The 20,195-nt window shown below is 46.4% G+C and carries 18 protein-coding genes and 1 pseudogene; 14 read left to right on the top strand and 5 right to left on the bottom strand.

Annotation, left to right across the window (positions count from 1 at the left end):
• Positions 1 to 178: 178 nt before the first annotated feature.
• Both F453_RS16345 and F453_RS0112335 read left to right on the top strand, forming a co-directional pair.
• Positions 179 to 329, top strand: a pseudogene (locus tag F453_RS16345) (ankyrin repeat domain-containing protein); the annotation flags it as partial.
• A 487-nt stretch (positions 330 to 816) separates the two neighbouring features.
• On the top strand, positions 817 to 2,013 hold the full coding sequence (locus F453_RS0112335; protein WP_018968287.1) for an SH3 domain-containing protein: 1,197 nt from the start codon (positions 817 to 819) through the stop codon (positions 2,011 to 2,013).
• Positions 2,014 to 2,176: 163 nt separating this feature from the next.
• Here the strand turns inward: F453_RS0112335 and F453_RS0112330 are convergent, their stop codons facing one another.
• On the bottom strand, positions 2,177 to 2,515 hold the full coding sequence (locus F453_RS0112330; protein WP_018968286.1) for a hypothetical protein: 339 nt from the start codon (positions 2,513 to 2,515) through the stop codon (positions 2,177 to 2,179).
• Positions 2,516 to 2,749: 234 nt separating this feature from the next.
• Positions 2,750 to 4,555: an alpha-amylase family glycosyl hydrolase gene (locus F453_RS0112325; RefSeq protein ID WP_018968285.1), complete on the bottom strand. Its 1,806-nt coding sequence runs from the start codon at positions 4,553 to 4,555 to the stop codon at positions 2,750 to 2,752.
• Positions 4,556 to 4,840: 285 nt separating this feature from the next.
• Here F453_RS0112325 and F453_RS0112320 point away from each other — a divergent pair, with 285 nt between their 5' ends.
• The 8 genes from F453_RS0112320 to F453_RS0112285 all read left to right on the top strand — a co-directional run bounded on the left by F453_RS0112320 (position 4,841) and on the right by F453_RS0112285 (position 10,722).
• Positions 4,841 to 5,431, top strand: coding sequence for a hypothetical protein (locus F453_RS0112320; RefSeq protein ID WP_018968284.1), 591 nt, complete (start codon positions 4,841 to 4,843; stop codon positions 5,429 to 5,431).
• Positions 5,432 to 5,553: 122 nt separating this feature from the next.
• Entirely contained in the window at positions 5,554 to 6,384 is an 831-nt protein-coding gene (locus F453_RS0112315) for an energy transducer TonB (RefSeq protein ID WP_018968283.1), read from the top strand.
• Between the two features lie 68 nt (positions 6,385 to 6,452).
• A complete protein-coding gene (locus F453_RS0112310) occupies positions 6,453 to 7,013 on the top strand; it encodes a hypothetical protein (RefSeq protein ID WP_018968282.1) in 561 nt (186 codons plus the stop codon).
• A gap of 55 nt (positions 7,014 to 7,068) precedes the next feature.
• Complete coding sequence (locus F453_RS0112305; protein ID WP_018968281.1) at positions 7,069 to 7,965, top strand: energy transducer TonB; 897 nt, start codon at positions 7,069 to 7,071, stop codon at positions 7,963 to 7,965.
• A 67-nt stretch (positions 7,966 to 8,032) separates the two neighbouring features.
• Positions 8,033 to 8,524 (top strand): hypothetical protein, encoded by a 492-nt coding sequence (locus F453_RS0112300; RefSeq protein WP_018968280.1) that lies wholly within the window; start codon positions 8,033 to 8,035, stop codon positions 8,522 to 8,524.
• Between the two features lie 173 nt (positions 8,525 to 8,697).
• Positions 8,698 to 9,381: a 5'-methylthioadenosine/adenosylhomocysteine nucleosidase gene (locus F453_RS0112295; RefSeq protein ID WP_018968279.1), complete on the top strand. Its 684-nt coding sequence runs from the start codon at positions 8,698 to 8,700 to the stop codon at positions 9,379 to 9,381.
• 119 nt (positions 9,382 to 9,500) lie between these two features.
• Positions 9,501 to 9,980: an S-ribosylhomocysteine lyase gene (locus tag F453_RS0112290; protein WP_009237440.1), complete on the top strand. Its 480-nt coding sequence runs from the start codon at positions 9,501 to 9,503 to the stop codon at positions 9,978 to 9,980.
• A 7-nt stretch (positions 9,981 to 9,987) separates the two neighbouring features.
• Complete coding sequence (locus F453_RS0112285) at positions 9,988 to 10,722, top strand: rhomboid family intramembrane serine protease (protein ID WP_018968278.1); 735 nt, start codon at positions 9,988 to 9,990, stop codon at positions 10,720 to 10,722.
• 801 nt (positions 10,723 to 11,523) lie between these two features.
• Here the strand turns inward: F453_RS0112285 and rpsO are convergent.
• A complete protein-coding gene (rpsO, locus tag F453_RS0112280) occupies positions 11,524 to 11,793 on the bottom strand; it encodes a 30S ribosomal protein S15 (RefSeq protein ID WP_009162388.1) in 270 nt (89 codons plus the stop codon).
• A gap of 339 nt (positions 11,794 to 12,132) precedes the next feature.
• On the opposite strand from rpsO, the gene F453_RS0112270 reads away from it, so the two are divergent.
• Positions 12,133 to 14,163, top strand: a complete 2,031-nt coding sequence (locus tag F453_RS0112270; protein WP_018968275.1) for a TonB-dependent receptor plug domain-containing protein — start codon at positions 12,133 to 12,135, stop codon at positions 14,161 to 14,163.
• Between the two features lie 339 nt (positions 14,164 to 14,502).
• On the opposite strand, the gene F453_RS0112265 is transcribed toward F453_RS0112270, so the two are convergent.
• Entirely contained in the window at positions 14,503 to 14,970 is a 468-nt protein-coding gene (locus tag F453_RS0112265; protein WP_009237433.1) for a hypothetical protein, read from the bottom strand.
• Between the two features lie 869 nt (positions 14,971 to 15,839).
• On the opposite strand from F453_RS0112265, the gene F453_RS0112260 reads away from it, so the two are divergent.
• The 3 genes from F453_RS0112260 (at position 15,840) to F453_RS0112240 (ending at position 19,132) form a co-directional block, all read left to right on the top strand.
• Positions 15,840 to 16,577, top strand: coding sequence for a nitroreductase family protein (locus tag F453_RS0112260; RefSeq protein ID WP_025790122.1), 738 nt, complete (start codon positions 15,840 to 15,842; stop codon positions 16,575 to 16,577).
• Between the two features lie 1,060 nt (positions 16,578 to 17,637).
• Positions 17,638 to 18,051 carry a hypothetical protein gene (locus F453_RS0112255; protein WP_018968273.1) on the top strand — a complete coding sequence of 138 codons (414 nt, stop codon included), beginning with the start codon at positions 17,638 to 17,640 and terminating at the stop codon, positions 18,049 to 18,051.
• Between the two features lie 664 nt (positions 18,052 to 18,715).
• The gene (locus F453_RS0112240; RefSeq protein ID WP_018968270.1) at positions 18,716 to 19,132 is read left to right on the top strand and encodes a hypothetical protein; all 417 of its coding nucleotides are present in this window, start codon (positions 18,716 to 18,718) and stop codon (positions 19,130 to 19,132) included.
• A gap of 165 nt (positions 19,133 to 19,297) precedes the next feature.
• Here F453_RS0112240 and F453_RS0112235 read toward each other — a convergent pair whose 3' ends face one another.
• Complete coding sequence (locus tag F453_RS0112235; protein WP_025790121.1) at positions 19,298 to 20,137, bottom strand: GSCFA domain-containing protein; 840 nt, start codon at positions 20,135 to 20,137, stop codon at positions 19,298 to 19,300.
• Positions 20,138 to 20,195: the final 58 nt, after the last annotated feature.

Raw genomic sequence — 20,195 nt, 5'->3', positions numbered from 1 at the left:
TACGAAGGATAGCTTTAGCCTTGAAAGGGGGCCCGACCTGCCTTTGCTCCTCAAAGCGATACAAGCTGAAGAGGCAGAGTTAGGACGTCCTATTCGTGCCAATAAACTTTAAAACAACGAGACCCCTACAATGAGAGTATTAGCAGCATTATTATCTTTCATCTTAACTTCATGTAGTATGTTTAACAACGAAGCCCCTTATAAATATTTTCAGAGAGAAAGAGTATTCGATTATCGAAGCCATTCATAATCAAGACAAAGACAAATTACTTGAAATGATACGACATGGCTGGAACGTAAACTCCATGGGTGAACATGGCATGTCCTATCATTTTGCGAGGCATTGTCGCGTTTTGCCATTGGTAAATGGGGGTGAATCTGAGATTTTGTTGTATCTTTGTCTAGTACTTCGTACATGAGTGGGGTGTTTGTCCTAGTTTTGCATCACAAAGATAACAAACCCCTCTCAATTTATAGAAATCTTAAAAGTCAAGACGACCTCATTGTATAAACCGTAAACGATTTGATGATGGATTAAGAGAAGAAGTTATATGTGAGAGCTAGTGGCATATTTGAGGTAGTTATTCTTTTCAGAGGTTTGAACGATAATACAGCGGCCCATGAATTACTATATTGTATTGGTATTCCACATAGTTTCAGTGAAGAAAATATAGAAAAGCTCAATGTTCCCTTTAAAACGTCTTACATTACAGGAAACATAATGGATTACTCGGATATGGATAGCAAGATTTCGACAATTGCCATATGAGAATATCAATGGAACGAGAATCTGAACAATATATCTAATTTACACGTATGAAAATGGTAAGGTTACTTTTAATAATCGCATCTGTCTTTTTAACTGCATGTATGTCACGTGCATCTCAAAAGACCATAACAAAAAGGAAGACTCGTTTGGCTTGTTTTGAAAGGCTTGATGCGGCTGAGGCAAACAAAAGAATACTTGAGGCTTATATAAAAAAAAGAGGTTATAAAGTACCTTCATATCAAGAGTTTCGGGATAAATGTTTATTTTTATTAGGTGTCTCTTTAAATAAAACTCCGGAAGATTACGCATATAATATATCATCTCAGATGGAATATACTATCAACGAACCCGCACGATTGATATATACAGAAGCAGAAAACTTATTTTATCAACCGCAAATAAATGGTGAACCAACAGAAGAAGAGGCGATAAAAACGCTTGAGAATAAAGAAAATGGTATTGGTGACAAACTCATAGCATACAATAAACTGCTGTTCAATGATGACGATGCAACCTTGGCATATTTCATGAACCACCAAGAGGATGCAATAGAAGTTGTATACAACCTTGACTATGAGAAGAAAACTATTTTGACGAAAAAAGCTATAACTTTTGCATGCCAGACAGATGTCTATACGGAAGATATGGAAGACATCTTGTTTTATAAGAATAAAGAAAGAGGTTTTAGAAAAAACTTTATTGCTGAAATATATCAGCAATGCTGTCCTGACAATACAAAAATGGAGCCTTTTGAGGATTTAGTAGACGCTTATCATAAGAATTTCATAAAGTTGAATTATGCGCAACCAGTCAAAGATGAGTGTCTTGTATGGTTGATAGACTGCCTAATCGACTTTGACGAAAAGCATCCTGAATATTTTGCCAAACTGACAGATACAAAATCTTATCAACATCTTTCCAATTTTATTGGCGTTGACAAGCAGCTCGTACAAAGGCTAACAACTCGCGATTTCTACAAAAATAGCAAATTAAGAAAACTTGTTAGCGATATAAAATTGATAACCCAGAGTACTGAAGGATTTACAGATTACTACATCTCTGACTCTGATGGTTATTGTAATATAAGAAAAAGCAAAGGGTTATCTGCTCAAATTATCAAGCGAATCACTTCTGGTTGCTTTGTGAATGTTCTGGAAAAGCAAGGTAATTGGTGGAAAGTGCAAACTAAAGATGGGGTAATTGGGTATATGCATAAAAGTAGAATAAGACGTGCCTTGAAATAAACTAGTTGCTAGAAGTGCATTACCGTTTCGCTACAAGCCTTTTGTAGTGTGGCTACAGATGGTCGGTAGTGGCACTACAAAAAAGTTGTAGGGCCACTACAGTTTGTTGGTAGCAGCCCTACAAAGGCCTTTGTACGGCAAAATAAACAAGAGCAGCCCTTGTTTATTTCACGCGAACAAATTTAGTTTCATTTCTTCCAGTATTTATAAACAATGTGTCTTTGTTGATGCGTACTTTGTCTTCGACCGTAGCTACATCGAAAAACCAGGTGATGGTGTCGTTCTTAAAGCTGTATTTAACGCCTGGTTGCTCAGGTTCGTCCACATAATAGATACTATCGGCAGTGATTTTTAACCACGTAACGCCGTCAAGGCTCCAATAGCCGTATAGATCGCTCTTTTCGAGTTCTTTATTTTCGGAACAACCGAAAAGAGAACTTACGAAAGCCAAACACATCGTCAATGTGATGGCTGACAAACAGATGGTACTAACTTTTTTCATTTAGTTTTTTAATTTATAAAGTGAAAGCCTCGCAACAGACCTGCAACTAGTCTACAATAGGCCTTCAATCATCCCACAATAGGCCTTCAATCATCCCACAACCAGCCTCACCCCCAGCCCCTCTCCAAGGGGGGAGGGGAGTAGTATGCAGTGTCGCAATAAGGCTAATCACTCTCCATCTCCCTTTGGAGAGGAACAGGGAGTGGGGCCTATTGTAGGATTGCTTGTGCCAGTTTACTTTACTACATATTTCTTTTTGCCGATGATATACGTGCCTTTGGGCAGCGTTTTCAGGGCAGAATCTATGTCGATGGTGTAGCCCAATGCCTTTCCGTCTATCGTATATACGGGTAGGCTCCTGTTTGAAGCGGTGTTTTGCAGGGGCGAAGTTATGCCAGTGGTTACGGGTTTAACCACACCTTGCAAACCGTCGATGGTATAATATCCGCCATTTTCGAAAGGTAAGTCAGCTGTTTGTGGGTTGCCGCTATTGCTGAAGATAATCCCCTCATTGCCCGAAGTGTTTCCATGCTTGGCGTTATCCCAAGTCCACTTCCACACGTGCGTGCCATTTGCGGTGGTTCCCACCTTTTCGCAAGCCACGCCAGGCCATTGGTTGCCCGTGTAATTATAGTTATTGTCCCATTGCCAGCAAGTAATGGTGTTGTTCCAGTTGGCTGGCGCTTCGAAGAAAGCACATCTTTCGCCCACCTTAACTTGGCAGAAATCGGGTGCTTTAAAGCCCTCGTCTTCGCCCTTTATGGCCTTAACGGCGGTGAGGTCTACGCCGTCGCTCACGTAAAGCTTATATTTGGGACCTTCTACGGCCAACTTATAGCCTGCTGTTTGGGCGTTGTTCACCTCGCCCAACAACAGCAAGGCCTTGCCCTTAGTGCCTTGTGTGCAAAGTGTGAAACCCTTTGCAGAGGCTTCGGCCTTAACAATTTTGCTTTGGTTGGTTAGTCCCACGGCCTTGCGCGTTGCGATAAGGCGCTTCAGCGATTGCTTGTACATCTTCCAATGACGTAGAAAAACGCAGGGCGTTCCAGGCATAGTGAGGATATAGGCGTTAGCTGCTAGCACGTTGGCATAGAGCTGATCGCCACCATTAGCCTTGGGCCGACCCGTGTCGTGATTGTCTACGAAGGTCACCGCGTAACGACTATAAGCCTCATCGGCAGCAAGCATGGCATCTGCAAGCCTGTTCCAGCGTCCTTGACCGAAAGCGTCGTTAATGGCATACTTCATGGGGAAGTCGAAGGCAGCACTCTGTATGGCACCGTTCGCACGTGTTCCCGCAATCCATTCTTTCACCTTTTGAACGTTACCGTCCCAATATTCGCCCACCGAGAACGTGGGATTGGCAGATGTGTTGTATTCGCCTATGTAGTGGGCAGCATAACCTTTCACCATATCATACCTGAAACCATCGTACCCTAGGTCGGTAAGTAAGAACGAAAGGTAAGCCTTGATGTTGTCGCGAACGTTCTGTCGCGTATGGTCTAGGTCGCGTCCGCCCCCGAAATCGTCGCCCGTGTCTTCGGCACCACTTACGTCGTAGCCATTTTTCTTTGTGTTCCCACCGTCGTCGTTGGCGCAGATGTCGGCCAATGTCCATGTCATGGTCTTGCCGTTCCATGTCTCTGTGGGGAAATCGCACCAGTTGGTGTTCCCTGCGCGGTGGTTAATTACCACGTCTTCGATTATTCCAGTTCCCTTACTTTTAAAGGTTTTAATCATTTGGCGCAGTTCGGCTTCGGTGCCAAAGGCACTTAGATGATTGAACCACCAGATGGGCAAGTACCCCATTTGCATGTGGGTGGTGTTGCAATAGCCCGATTGTGGCACCCAAATTTGGTTAAACGAGGCGGCCAACTCTGTGGCTTGGCCCTCCAATGTGGTCCATCGGGTGTCGTCGTAGCTGTCCCAATAAAATCCTTGGAGCATCACTCCGTCGTAGTTTTGTGGCCATCCTTGGGCCAAAGCTTTGGTGCAAACGGCGAGCAACAAGGCTGTTAATAGTGTAAATAGCTTCTTCATAAGTTTTTAGCAATTGATTGTCTATGGCGAAGTTCGTAATAATTTGCGTGTGGCAGCGTCCCAAACGCACGATAAGTTGCGCTCTTCTTGCGCAACCGATTGCGCAAGTTGCAGTTCGTTCGCTTTTCTTTTCAGCTGCAATCGTTCGCCTTTGGATGTAAATTCTCCATTTTATAATATCTTGAAAACAAATTTGGCACGTTTTTTAAGAATGTAAAATAAAAAACGTAACTTTGCATATAGTGGGATTGAAACATCCTCCTTACTTATCAAACCCATGGGCAAATGAAACAGAACATACGCTCAATACACTGCACAAAGAGGGCAAACCGCCACGAGTCGACGACAAATAGTGTGGGGCGAAGCCTGCTAACACGGGTGCTGCTCCTTGCATTGCTTTTCGTTTTAGGCTCTTCTGTGCTCTTGGCACAGCAATCTAACCGTTCCGACGAAGAGCGGTTCGCTGCAGAAATGGCTAAGGCCAAGTGGCGCGAAACACCCATGAAGTTTTCTTATCCCGACTGTTTAGGCCCTAGTCAGTTATACGACGACGATGTGCCTGCACTCTATTACCTGTACAGTTGGCATAAAGTGGTGTTGGGATACACCGAACTTGGTTCGTGGGCAGTGAGCGAAGGCGATTATCCTGGGCCGAAATATCCCATCTTGGGTGCTGTTCTCGTGAAGAATATCACCTATGTGCACAAGGGCAAAGGCATTTATTCGGGCTTTACTACCGATGGCCGCGTGTTCTACATGAAGTGCAAACCCACCGAGGGAGGCATGGTTACACATTTGCAGGTGCTAGCCCTCGTCTACCCTAAGAGCTTCCAAAAGAGCCTAGACATACTCATTAATCAGATTGCCAACTGGTAATAGGGTGAAGGCGGGGCAGTGTAAAACCCCATAAAAGAGGCGTCAACGCCCCACACTTAAAGTCCATAGGCGGTCTTGGAACATAGTTTTTCTTTCTGTTACAACCACATCAAACAATTTCGATGAAGCCAAACGGAAAAGACATCTGCCATGCGTTGAAGACGATACGCAAGCAAGTGGCCGAGGCCAACGGCATCGACTACACCCCAGCAACTTGCCATCATGATGGCGAGTGCAGCGGAACGTGCCCCTGTTGCGAGGCCGAAGTGCGGTATATAGAAACCCAATTGGGTGCACTTCGTTTGGCAGGTAAGGCCGTTAAGGTGGCGGGTTTGGCCTTAGGACTTACCATGGCCACGGGTTATAGTCAGTCTTCGGTTGCATCTACAAGGGTGTTGTCCACGGCTTATGCACAAAAGAATAACACGAAAACGCGTAATGCGAACAGCCATCGCAGGCAAAACACCGTGCCTGAGAAGACTGAGACGGCCCAAGTTGTCGATACCGCGGTTGTCAATATCGAAGATAGTTGCGGCCACGACTTACCCGAAATAGCCGTTACGGCATGCGTCCCTGTGTCTGTACTCAGTTATACGGGCAGTGTGTCTACCGTTAAACGCCTGGTTAAAAATCCTCAGCACATTTACGATAAGCCCGGCATTGCGGCCTGCTTTAAAGGTGGCGACGAGGCGATGAAACTTTTCTTTGTCCGCAACATGCGCATTACACCCATCATGAACGAGGTTTGTGCACAGGGCTATGTGCGTATACAGTGCATCGTTGAACGTAATGGGCGCCTCACAGAGATACGTGTCATCAGGTCGATCGAACCGCATTTCGATGCCGAAGCTTTGCGTCTAGTGCGGATGATGCCTCGTTGGAAACCCGCACGAGTTGAAGGCCAGCGGGTCCGTACGCGCGTGGTGATAAGCGTCCCATTTAAGTTCCAGTAAGGCTAGACTCACTACACGAGCGTTAGCATCATGCGTAAGGTAAATACATAAACTAAGAAAGCAAGCCAATGAAACCAAACGGAAAGAACATTTGCGCAGCCTTAAAGCAAGTAAGGAAGCGTGTTGCCGACACCAACGGCATTTCGTATAGCCCCAAAGAATGTCATTTTGAGGGCGATTGCAACGGCACTTGCCCCGCATGCGAGGCCGAAGTGCGATACTTGGAGCATCAGCTTAACCTGTTGCGAAAGGCAGGAAAGGCTGCAACGGTTATGGGTGTGGCCATGGGAATGACGATGGTTGCGGGATGTAAAACGGGCAATGCGAATGCTCCTTCTACCCCTCCGCAAGGCACAGGTCAAACAAACCGTGTGGAAACAGACAGTAATGCGACTCCCGCACCCAAGGCGTCGCGCACGGACACTTCGTTGATAAAGAACATAAGACATGCTGATGATGACCTATTAATACTGGGAGAAATTAGCATGCCCGACTCTATAGACTCGACGGAAGTTGATTCTAACGACCCTTTCCCGCTTGGTAAGATTGCGCCAACCAAGCCAGAGAAGAAAAAGGAAGCCCAGAAAACGCCAAAAAAGAATAAGAAGAAGGGGCGCAAAAGGCGTTAAGGCAGCCTAAACTGTTCGACGGATAAGTTGCCATATACAACAATAACAGACGCGTATGAAGTCAAACGGAAAGAATATTTGCCATGCGTTGAAGACGATACGCAAGCAAGTGGCCGAGGCCAATGGCATCGACTACACCCCTGCACCTTGCCATTATGATGGCGAGTGCAATGGTACGTGCCCTTGTTGTGAGGCCGAAGTGCAGTATATAGAAAGCCAATTGGGTAGGCTACGTTTGGCAGGTAAGGCCGTTAAGGTGGCAGGTTTGGCATTAGGTATTACCATGGCCACAGGTTGCAACTCCCCTTCGGGTACGCCTCCTTCTGCAACGAGCAAGTCGGCAGCGGCTAACGAGAACTCCCCAACAAACCAATCGACCCCGCAACCACGAACAGATACCCTCGTTTCTTCGCCCGATGATGGTGCAAAACCCCGTGCAAGGCGCTATTATGTGCGTGGAAACATCAGGCGTGCAGTGAAGAAAAACGTGGCACAAGTCGACACAACGGCCGTGTATATGGCTGACTCTACTGGATATGCACTGCCCGAAGTGTCGGTAACGGGAAAGCCCGCGCAGAAGATAAGCTGCATTGCTGGCGGTATACCCTGTGTCCAACGCATTGTGCGCAACCGCAACCATGTTTATCAAAACCCAGATATCGTGCCACGATATAAGAAAGGCGACGAGGCGATGCGGCAGTTTATTGAAGACCATATACGCGTTACGCCCCGCATGTCTGCAGCTAGTGGGCAGGCATTGGTTAAGGTGGCGTGTGTGGTTGAACGTAACGGCAGGCTCTCGGCCATGCGTGTTATCCAGTCGGCAGACTCTCTTTACGATACCGAAGCCATACGTGTGTTGAAGCAGATGCCTCGTTGGAAGCCTGCGCGAGTGGAACGCAAGCGTGTTCGTTCGCTTGTGGTGATAGACGTTCCTTTTGTATTAAAGTAGGTACGTACCTGTCTGGCAGATGTAGGTGTAACACATAACATGAACAAAGAACTTAAACGTATAATCCATGAAAACAAACGGAAAGAACATTTGTGCGGCCTTAAAGCAAGTGAGAAAGCGAGTGGCCGACACCAACGGCATTGTGTACGCCCCGAAAGAATGCCACTTTGAGGGCGACTGCAATGGCACTTGCCCCGCATGCGAGGCCGAAGTGCGCTACTTGGAACATCAACTTAACCTGCTGCGAAAGGCTGGAAAGGCAGTAACGGTTATGGGTGTGGCCTTGGGAATGACCTTGACAACGGGGTGTAAACAAGGCAACAGCCCGAATGCTTTGCAAGAAAAGCAGGACAGCGTACAGGCAAGCGAAAACCAAATAACAACAGGATTGGTTATCCCAAAAGAGAGAGCAACCTGCTCAGAACCCGATGCTGATGACGAAGATGTGACTGGAATGATTTCTCCCGACACCACTTCGGATAAGCAGGGACAGAAAAACACGAAAAGAAAACGCAAAGTGCGGATGGTCACGAAATTTGTACCGCCGACTAATAAGTAGCAGCCTGTTTCGCCATTTGCCTCCACGCCCCGTGCATTTTCTTCGTTTTTTATCGTAACTTTGCAGATGTTGAAGCATGCATAAACGGCTTGCCCGATGGCGATACATCGCTGAGACAGATGCTCAGCCATGCCCATACACATCTTTAATATAAGGAAACAACACAAGGAAAAATGAAAATAGCACTTATCGTGGCAATGGATAAGGAGTTTGCACAACTCCGTTCGCTGCTCGAAAACGAAAAGATAGAAACGCATCGCAACCTTACCTTCGTTACAGGAAGCATCGGAACAAACGAACTTGTTTTGCTGCAATGTGGCATCGGAAAGGTGAACAGCACCATTGGAGCGGTTGAAACGATAACCCGTTACGCACCCCAATTGGTGGTTTCAACGGGTGTTGCTGGCGGTGCCGACGTCGAAATGAACCCCTTGGAAGTTGTAGTGGGCACGCATTATGCCTACCACGACCTGTATTGTGGCACCGATGTGGCCTACGGACAGCTGCCTGGCCTGCCTCCGCACTTTGATGCCGCTGCCGAGATGGTTAACCGCGCACTTTCGCTCAAAGGCGAAACGCCCATTCATGGCGGACTTATCGTTAGTGGAGATTGGTTTGTTGACAGTAAGGAAAAGATGCGCAGCATACTCGAACACTTCCCCGAAGCCAAGGCGGTAGACATGGAGAGCTGCTCCATCGCCCACACTTGCCACCGTTATCAAACGCCGTTCGTTAGTTTTCGCATCATCAGCGATGTGCCACTAAAAGACGAAAAGGCCGCTCAGTATTTCGATTTCTGGGAGCGAATGGCCAACGGCTCGTTCGCTGTGGTTAGCCAATTCGTGAAGAGCCTTTAAGCCCTTACCTCGCCTTTACAGGCTCAGCGCGAACCGCTTGACAACAAAACAGATTGACACCATATTATATAGGGAATCCCAGCGGTTGCCCTACATCACCCTTTAAACAACAAAACAACATGGACAAGATACCTAGTTTTACCATCGACCACAACAAACTGAAACGTGGCATATATGTAAGTCGTAAAGATAACGTTGGAAACGATGTTGTTACCACATTCGACGTGCGCATGAAAGAACCCAATCGCGAACCCATTTTAGAGCAAGGCGCTATCCATACGATGGAGCATTTGGCCGCCACTTTTCTGCGTAACGACCCCGAATGGAAAGATCGCGTGGTGTATTGGGGGCCTATGGGCTGCCTTACGGGTAACTATCTGCTGATGAAAGGCGACTTGCAGTCGGCCGACATCGTTGACCTGATGCGCCGCACGTTTGAATTTGTGGCCGATTTCGAGGGCGAAGTGCCTGGCACCACAGCTAAAGATTGTGGCAACTACTTGCTACACGATCTGCCTGCGGCTCGCCGCGAGGCTCGTAAATATGTAGACGAGGTGCTGAGCAACATGCAGGAAGAAAACTTGGTTTACCCTGAATAGAAACGATATGACCGATGAAGAACACCTCGCAACAAGCGAACTAGAAGGCAGACAGCCATTGGATGTGCCTGGACAAGTGTCTAAGCGCACACCATACGTTAAGCCCATGCTGTATATTAAGCGCAGTGGGGGCAGCGTTGGCGCATGGTTTAAGGAAAATAAGGACTCTTATCCCATGGCCCTCCCTATGGTGGTGTGCTTTGTTTATTATGTTGTCATGACCTTTGGCGGTGTAAACCCGTTTTCCGATACTGCTGAAGCCTATCTGGAATGGGGCGGGGGAGAGCGCGAAAGCATATATGCTGATGGCGAATGGTGGCGTTTGTTCACCAACATTTTTGCCCATGCGGGCATCGAACATATAATGGGCAATCTTGCCGCATACGCTTTTGGCGCGGTGTTTTTAAAGGAAATATTGTCGCCTTGGAAAGTGGTGGCGGTCTTTCTAGCCTGTGGCTTGGCGGGGGCACTCGTCTGTTCGGTTACGACAGATTATGTTTTCCTTGGTGCTTCGGGTGGCGTTCTAGGTCTTTTCGGTGCTTTTATCGGTTATACGCTCCTCGAAGCGAGTCTGTTTACACGCTATAAGAACACCCTCAACGTGTCTTTGGTGGTGATAGGCATAAGCATTTTAGGCAGTTTTCAGGCAGGCGTAAGTCTCACTGCCCATCTCGTTGGCATCCTTTCGGGTTTCTTAATCGGCTGTGCCATCCCATTATGGAAACAGCGCCATGATGATTGAGGGAGGCTTCTTCCTCTTTTGGGGCAGATAGTCACAGCTGATGCCTTCGCAACTAATCCTCTCTTTATAGATGATAGGCCATTTTTAGAGAGAGGTGATCATTTCAAAAGAAGCATTCATTACGTGATATCGGGATAAGATACGATGCTTTTTCAATAAGATTGGATAAAAAACGAATGGCTATCTCATCACCTGCTGCGTAGCAGTAGTTGGCGGAACGCGTGTTTATTATCCCGAATTCGCTTATATATAATGTACGCGCGCACGCGCGCGAAGGCATTGGATGAACACCCGCTTTTTAGCCTGTACACCGCGAAATGCCAAACGTGGGGATGCGTTTTCTTGTCTTCATTTTCTGCCTCCCTTATCTTCGACGGGGCGTTTAAACAGCCTTTGTATAGATGTCTTTCAACGCATGCCGTGGTATATTTATTTTGGAATGTTATTCCATGTGATGTGGAATGTTGTTCCATATCATCTGGAACGAGGTTCCACATCACATGGAACAGGGTTACATCTTAGCGATAGCGTGGCGGTTAATCAAAAAGCACAGCACTAAGGCTTGTCTATGGCTTTTCGGAAACAAATGTCTAAGGGGCTGAATAATGGGTTTGTGTGTTGTGTGTGTTGAGTAATTGGTGCACGAACGCCACTCCATTGTGGGCAAAGCTGCGACACAAGACCCGCGCCCTTGCACAAGTGCCCATAGGCATAAACAAGAAAACTCCCCGCAACAAGTGGTAAACCATAGTTGCGGGGAGTAAATTTTCGCAAGCGAAGGCAACGTTGTTGCCTGGCGTCTTAACGACGCAGACCAAGAGCCTTGATGATGGCGCGATAGCGTTCGATGTCGCGGTCGTACAGATAGTCGAGCAAACGACGACGCTTACCTACCAACATGGTCAATGATCTTTCCGTGTTATAATCTTTACGGTTCTTTTTCAAGTGTTCCGTCAAATGGGAAATACGGTAGGAGAACAATGCTATCTGGCTCTCAGCAGAACCAGTATCAGAGTTAGACTTCCCGTATTGTCCAAAGATCTCTTGTTTTTTTGCTTGATCTAAATACATAGAACTTTTGTTTATAAAAATGGTTTTGTGCATAAATGCGGGTGCAAAGGTAACACTTTTTATTGGTTCAACCACGCTCTTTTCCAACCTTTTATCGTGCAAGGTGATGATTTTTAACAAATGGGGTATTGTCTTTCTGGTCTTTACCGCTCGTTCGTTTGGTCTTCACGCCTCGCTTCCTTCGGTTCGCTTCTTTGTTTTCTTCCCTTTTCCCCCTTTGTTTCCTCTGCTTCGCGTTGCATGCTTTTGGGCCCACCCTTTTTGTTCTTGCAAGCAAAAAGTTTTTCTTTCTCTCACCTTTTTATTACCTTTGCACCGTTTTTATTAACAAAATCATTTATGTATAAATCATTATTCAACAAGCGTGCGAGCCTACGTTTCACGCATTTCTCCCGTAAGGGGTATGCGCTTTTCTCGTGTTTGGGAAAAGAGGTGATCGTTGGCACGCTGAGCGTTGCTACCTTGGTGCATGCCAAGGCAGAAGGCGTGAGCACCCGCACCCCGTTGGTAGCCGACTCCCTTACGCATAAGGAGCTGAAGCTAGACGAGGTTGTGGTCACTGGTTCGCGTGCGCCGCTCACCGCCTTACAGGCGGCTAAGGTTGTTGCCGTTATCACCAGCGACGATATTCAACGGGCTGCGGCAACCAGTGTAAACGACGTTTTAAAGTTAGTCTCAGGCGTGGATGTCCGTCAGCGCGGAGGCTTTGGAGTACAGACGGACATCTCTATCAACGGCGGAACGTTCGATCAGATTACCATTCTATTGAATGGCGTGAACATTAGCAACCCTCAAACAGGGCATAACGCTGCTGATTTTCCTGTTTCTCTTTCTGATATCGACCGCATCGAGGTGCTTGAAGGCGCGTCGGCACGTGTCTTTGGCGCATCGGCATTTAGCGGTGCCATCAACATCGTTACCAAAACCGAAGCTCAAAGCGGTGTTCGGTTGTCGGCCGAAGGTGGTTCGTTTGGCACGTTTGGTGGCAGTGCGGCCCTTAGTTGGGTTTCAAAGGCCGTGAGCCAGCAGCTTAGCGGTGGCTATTCGCAGTCGGATGGCGGAACAGTCAACACTTATTTTCGTAAGCGGCAGGGTTATTACCAAGGCAATTACGGTGCAAACGCCCTCGACTTGTTTTGGCAAGCGGGCCTGATTTCTAAGGACTACGGTGCCGGAACGTTTTACGGCATCGCCAGCGACAACCAATATGAGGCCACGCGAAGGTTCATCGCCTCGGTGGGCAGCAACATTCGCCCCATCGCAAACAATGTGTTGACCCTTTCGCCCACCATCTATTGGCAGCGAAATTGGGACCACTACCAATGGAAACGCGGCATGACGGGTGCCGCAAAAGGTGAAAACTATCACCGAACAGACGTGTTTGGCGGGTCGTTAAACACTGTAGTGAACTGGTTTTTGGGAAAAACCGCCCTTGGTGCCGACCTTCGTAAGGAGGTGATTTATAGCACGGCATACGGCGAAACCTTGCCTGCCGACCAATGGAAAAGCATACATGGCAGCGACCGAATGTACGAAAGGCGGGGCGAACGAACCAATACAAGCCTGTTTTTAGAGCATAACGTGGTGCTGGAACATTTCACCCTCTCGGCTGGTTTGCTAGCTAACCACAACACGTGGCTATCTGGCGGTCTGCGCTTTTACCCTGGCATCGACATCTCTTGGCGGCCAAACGTGCAATGGAAGGTATATGCCTCGTGGAATAAAGCCCTGCGCCTGCCCACCTATACCGACCTATATATCAGCAACCGCGCACAAGTGGGCGACATGAACCTTAACCCCGAGCGGGTGAACACCTACAAAGTGGGGGCGCGTTATCGCACAACGGCCTTCGAAACGCAGCTCAATGCCTTTTATAGCAATGGGCGCGACATGATTGACTGGGTGTTCGAAACGGACGCTTCTACCCGCTATCATGCGCTGAACATCGGTAAACTAGACAACATGGGAGCATCGGCCGACTTCGCTTTCATGCCTAGGGAACTGTGGGCGAACAGTCCCTTTACGGCCATCAAACTGGGTTACGCCTACATTCATCAGCAGCACGAAACCACACAACCCATATATAAGTCGCTCTATGCCTTGGAATACCTGCGCCATAAGTTTACGGCCACGGTAGACCATCACATCGTTTCGCGCCTCTCGGCCCACTGGGCGATGCGCTGGCAGCAGCGTATGAACGGATACCATCCTTATACCAAGGTAGACTTGAAGTTGCAATGGACGGCCCCCAACTATTCGCTCTATGTGCAGGCCGATAACCTTACCGCCCATCCTTATTACGATTTGGGCGGCGTTAAGCAGCCTGGGCTGTGGCTGATGGCTGGCGGAAGCATTAAGCTGAATCTGTAAAGGCAAGGCCAATCTAGAGAGAAAGCGGGTTAATGGCATTGTGGGAGACGAGAAGAAGAACCCCATGCACAGCCCATCAGGCCTTTTCCTACATTTTGAGGAAAGGTATAATAACATTCGGCGGCAAACTTCTTACAAGGAGAAGTTTGCCGCCTTTTTAGTTTGCTTTTGTGTTAGGGGATGGCATTGGTTGGTAATGCGCCCCTTTGAAGATGATTAGTGGCTTGTAATTTGGCTGTTGAGTATAGCATAAAAGCAGGGTGGAAGGCTTCGTTGCAGCTGTTTGCGCATGTACAAGAAATGGCGTGGCGCCTATCAACGCCACGCCATTTAGTGTACTTATTCTTTGTTCAGCTGCACCTGCGCATACCTATAAGCCTTGTCTACAACCAGCAACTTGATGGGGCGGGTAAAGAAATCGCGCTTGGCGCCTACTTTAATTTTGTAGTCGAGATTGATAACCGAGGCGTTGCCACTTAGCGCCACGTCTATAATTTCGGTTTCGCAGTCGGTCTCGGGCAGGACGATGGGCACCACAAACTCGTTGTCGAAGTCTACGCGAGTTGGTTCGCCGTCTTTTCCCATATATGCAGCCATGCCGAAATACCTGTTGAAATCATGCTCGTTGGTGATTTTCTGACCCACGGCCACCTCTTGTCCTAGGTTCAGGAAGTAGTTTCGCGCTTCGTGATAGCTAACTTGTTCTACGTCGTTTTTCGCCTCTTTGCTACCTGAGCAGGCTGCAAGGGCAAGGAAATACACTGCCACGAAGGTGGCAAAAATCGTTTTCTCCATTTGTTGTTTCATATCTTATCGTCTGTATGTGTATTGTCGGTTGATGCTGGCTACATAGGTCTGCTAGATAGCTTTTGGACGTCTTGGCGTGGCAGAGTTGGTAAAAATGGGCATAAAAAAAGTCTAAAGTGACATGATTAGATGTGCGCCTTAGACCCTTTTTCCTATTACTTCATGAACGATTACCCTTGTTTGTTATGCCATACGCCAAGGGTATGTTCCCATAGTTATGAAAAATCCCCACGTATTTTATTACGTGTACCAAATAGAAGAATCTACAGTTTGTCCGTAAAGATCTTCCTCGTTGTAAACATTATCAAGTTCATAGTCTTCTTGACCATAACTCTTTCTTTTAAGTTTCATGGTTAAACCTCCCTTGGGGTCTTTGGTCTCTGATTGACCCCCTTTAGTTGATGGTAGATGAAGAGACCGTCATCCGGTTGTTATAGATAGAGAGTAACAATTAGTGATAGCTATACTGAAATGCCGTTTTAGCTTTAATTGTTCTGCAAAGATACACATTAATCTGTTAACTTGTTACTTTTATAGTTCGGTTTTTCTGTTATTTAGCACTTTTTTATCTATTAAGGCGTGAGATTTTCACTTTGTTGGTTTATTTTTTAGTATATTTTACGCGGCTTCATTTGTCATAAAATCGGCGTTTTATAGCTTTTGTTAAGTTTTTGTATCGATAGTTTATGCATCCTGTTTACAATTTGGAAGAACTATAACGGTGTAGGCTTGCAATGTGTGTTTGTACGAATATTGGTTCAAACAAATAGCAAACAAGTTGATAAAAGTGCGCATTTGTGGTGGGCCGAGAATGGTATTTCGGGGTTTATCGTTATCTTTGTGCTAGTAAAAAATCGATTAGCATCATGATGAAAGCATTGCAAAACCGCACAACCATACGCCGATATAAGGGCGACGACGTAAGTGAAGAACTTTTGAACGGCTTGCTGGAACAGGCCGCACGCACCCAAACCATGGGCAACTTGCAACTTTACAGCGTGGTGGTTACGCGCGACGAACGCCAAAAACGCCGTCTTGCGCCAGCTCATTTCAACCAACCCATGGCCACACAGGCCCCCGTTGTGCTGACGATATGTGCCGATTTCAGGCGCACCACCTTATGGGCCGAACAACGAAAGGCTAATCCTGGATACGACAATTTCCTGTCGTTTATGAACGCGACCACAGATGCGCTGCTCTATACGCAGACCTTTTGTTGTCTGGCAGAAGAGGCAGGGCTGGGCTATTGCTTTCTTGGCACCACCATCTACAATGCTCAGCAGGTGATAGACGTACTTGAACTGCCGACATTGGTTCTGCCTGTGGCTACGATAACTTTGGGATGGCCCGACGAAAATCCTGCCTTGAGCGATCGACTACCACTTGAAGCCTTTGTGCACGATGAGGTTTATCGCGACTATACGCCTGTAAAGATAGACGACTTTTATGCAGCGAAAGAAGATTTGGCCGTTAACAAGGCGTTCGTGGCTGAGAATAAGAAGGAGACATTGGCACAAGTCTACACCGATGTTCGCTATACCAAAGCGGCCAACGAAGCCATGTCGGAGGCTCTTTTGAAGGCGTTGAGGCAACAGGGGTTTGTGTAGGGAGATGCGCTTTTAGTTTTTGTTGCCTTGGACTTTTGCCTTTTAAAGGCGCTTAACTCGTGCCTAGTGCGGGCTTTTCTTATTTACAAACAGGTGTGTTGGTGTGTTTTGGGGCCTTCATAGATATGCCCTAAAACTGCATTTTGCCATCAACCCGTGAGTACAAAGCCTCTTGTACTGCCACTACAAGCCTTTTGTAGCCTGACTACAAGTAAGCGGTAGTGCGACTACAAACGAGTTGTAGTGGCACTACAAAAGGCTTGTAGCCACCCTACAAGTGGTTAGGTACACGTCACTAGCTGTTTTAATTAGTTTATATTACTTTTTTTGTTGTCATAGAAGAATAATGTATCTTTGCAAAAAATACCATATTACCAAACTGAAAAGTGGTGGAATGGGGTAGAGTTTATGCTAAGTGGTGCATAAGTGGTATGCAAACATCTTGTGTTTAGTAATTAGTAGCTGGACGCATTTGTTGCAGAACACAATAGAGATAAGGCTTTAGCCCTAATGAAATCAAACTGAAAACTTTATGAAAGGTAAGAATTCCTTCATGTTGTTAGTGGGTTTTGTGCCCATGTCGGTAAGCCAGGTGGCTGTTGTCGTCGTGCTGTAAAGTCGGCGATAATAAAGCAAAGGTGTTTCGTTGATGGGTTGAGGCCGCAGGTAGTGGGGCAAAGAAGACTCTCAGGCTATAGCCAGAATGCTGGTGAAGAGCAAAGCGAGCACAAAGTTTATTGTCATCATGACTTCAAAATGGCATGATACAATCATGCGCATAAGGAAGAAATAGGGTTCTTTGAGCGGCGATTGATAAGTGTGAAACTCCTGGCGAGGGGGCGAATGCCTACGGCCAGGGTAAGGTCTTGTTAGGATGATGAACAGCATTAATTCTGAAAGCCTTGACTTAAGCTTTCGAGGCGAGAAGAACAACTAATATAAAAGGGCGAAGAAACTTTTGCCCGACAATGCAGTGCAGAGATGCGTGCGTTGAAATGTAGGTCTGCCACAAGGCGGATGAGATTTATTTTATCACTTTTACTAATTAAAATGTAACGTTATGAAAAAGAGATTTTTTTATTGGATGTTTGTGGCTATTGCAGCCATGTCGGTAAGTTTGATGTCGCTAACATCGTGCAGTAGCGATGACAACAAAGATGTAGACCCCGTAGCTGCGTTGAAGGGGCAGATTGTGGGTAGCTGGGAACTCGAAGGCAAATATCATGAATCTGGCGACCCCGTAGGTGGATTAATGGCAGCCATGAACTATGACTTCCAGGCTAATGGTTCACTGAAGATAACAGTTAATGTGTCTACGGTTTCTTGGAAAATTTGGAATGTGCTTGTTGGAGACACAAACTATATCGTGATTAATGGTAATCAGAATATGATAAAAAAGATTAGTGACGATACTCTTGAGTTTGTCTACGATGAAAGTAGTGGCGATTTCTACCGATTTAAAAAAGCGAAATAGCCTTTAATTCTATGAGCGAGTTAGGCATGCAGGCATCTGATTGTCTGCATGCCTTCTGTGTGTTCATCGTAACAACAGCTTTGTTGCCAAACATGCAATGGCGTGTTTGGCAGCAAAGCTGTTTGTATATAGTACGAGTGATGAAGTTAGATAAAAAACGAATGACTATCTCGCCAACTACCGCTTGGTGGTAGTTGACATGACAAACCTCTCTTTTCCCAAACTCGTATAAAGGTGGAAGGGAAAGCGATAGGGGATGCCTGCTACGGCAGATACTGCTCTTTTTGTAGGTTCTTCAATGCACTTCTGGCTTGTTATCCTCCTTTATATAGAGAGAAAAGAAAGGTGCAGCAGGTTTGTCGCATAATGAAGAAATTTGCAGAGCTTTCCTGTGACACACAATTCTCCATGACTATTTTGATCAATAACTTTGTAAAGATTTTCTTTCGTTTTTATTTGCGTGATTTGAAAAATAAACTTAACTTTGCCAACGATACCATAATAAACACGCAGATGCAAGGTTGGCATGTGGCGTGTGCCGAGTTAATAGGCGCATAGCGCAGTGTTGCCATGCTACGCAAAACCGTGGAAAGAGTGAATATCTGTATTAAAAAACCAAGAGGAACATATTATTAACACTATCGATAATCTAAGTTGTAACTTTATGAAAAAGAAGTTATTTTATTTCGTGTTCGTAGCCTTAACGGCTATGACAGCGGGTTTGTTGTCGTTAACATCATGTAGTAAGGATGATGAAAAGAAAGAAGAAATTGACCCCGTAGCCGAACTTAAAGCGAAGTTTGTGGGCGAATGGAACTTTGTTGGTAGTTATGATACTTCTGGAAAACGGATCGATGACATTACAGTAGAAATACATAGGGTGTTCGAAGCGGATGGAACGCATAAGGGTATTGTGGCTGGCAAGTATAGTAACACAACAGGATGGGATGTAGAAGTTAAAGGCTCTGAGCGGATATTACGCATGGGCACACTTGTAATGAGGATACTAAACATCAGTGCTAACACATTTGAGATAACCAGTTCAGAAGGTAGCTATGACCTATATGTAAGGACTAAATAGCTTTTTGCCCTTCAATGGCTGGCTAAGCATACTGCAAACCCCTTGTTAACAGAGCTTTCAAAAGTCTTTCTGAGTAAAAAATCTGCTTATGCTTGCAAATGTGCGATGGCGTTTTTGCAGAAGTTTTGTGCTTGAGGTGTGGCTTTTTATATCACGACTTACGCTTTACTCACCGTGTTTGACAATGCTTTCATAGGCCGAGAGGTCTAGTTTATGTCCGTACTTGGTTTCCAAAGCCCGTATGTCTTGTAGGGTTTTGGCAAGGAAAGTCTTGTATTCCGCACTGTCGGGATTGAAGGGTTTGTGGTTAAGGGCTGCTTGAAGGGGCTGCCATTCTTTTAAAAAGGTGTGGGCAGAGGATGAGAGATAAACATCGGTAAACCGTTGCCAAATGTATTCAACAGCCTGTTCGGAGGGGTGGAGCATGTCGGGCGCATAGAAACGATAGTCGCGCAGCTCGTCGTTCATTATCTCGTAGGCAGGAAAATAGGTTGTGCAATCGGGAAGAAGGCCAAGCAAACGGTGCGTGGCCAAGATGAGTGTGGCCTTTGACAGCTGACTGCCCACAAAGCTATATTTGGCGTAACGGATGGGGCTGACGGTGAGAACAACCTGCACTTGCGGATTGCGCGACTTCAATATATCGATGGCCTGATGCAAAAAAGCTACGCATTCGTCTACCGATAGTTCTTTTTCTTCGAAAAGCTTTTGGGGGAGTTTCAGGCAATTGTCTGCAATTTCGCCCGTCTCTTTCCAACAATAAACATGGTTGGTGCCCAACGTAAAGATGGCCACTGCAGGGCTATCGGTACAGCGTTCCACAGTATGCAGAATGCTTCCGGGGTTGTACATCACGCCATAAGGGTTTACCGTGGCTTGGAATTGAGCCTCGACAAATCGCTTACCCATATTTTGGGCGAAGCACGAACCTACTAGAAGTACGCGTTCGAAAGGTTCGATGGTGAACGTGGGGTGGGGTATGGCTACGGGAGTTTGCAGTTGCATCATGTTGAAAGGTTTGCTTCTGTTGTGTTACCAGTCTCAATATAAGGGCGCGTATGCA

It is taken from the genome of Hoylesella loescheii DSM 19665 = JCM 12249 = ATCC 15930 (assembly GCF_000378085.1).
In the GTDB taxonomy this organism is placed as follows: Bacteria; Bacteroidota; Bacteroidia; order Bacteroidales; family Bacteroidaceae; genus Prevotella; species Prevotella loescheii.
Note: the sequence above shows the minus strand (reverse complement) of the source record. Positions and strands in the feature narration are given on the sequence as shown.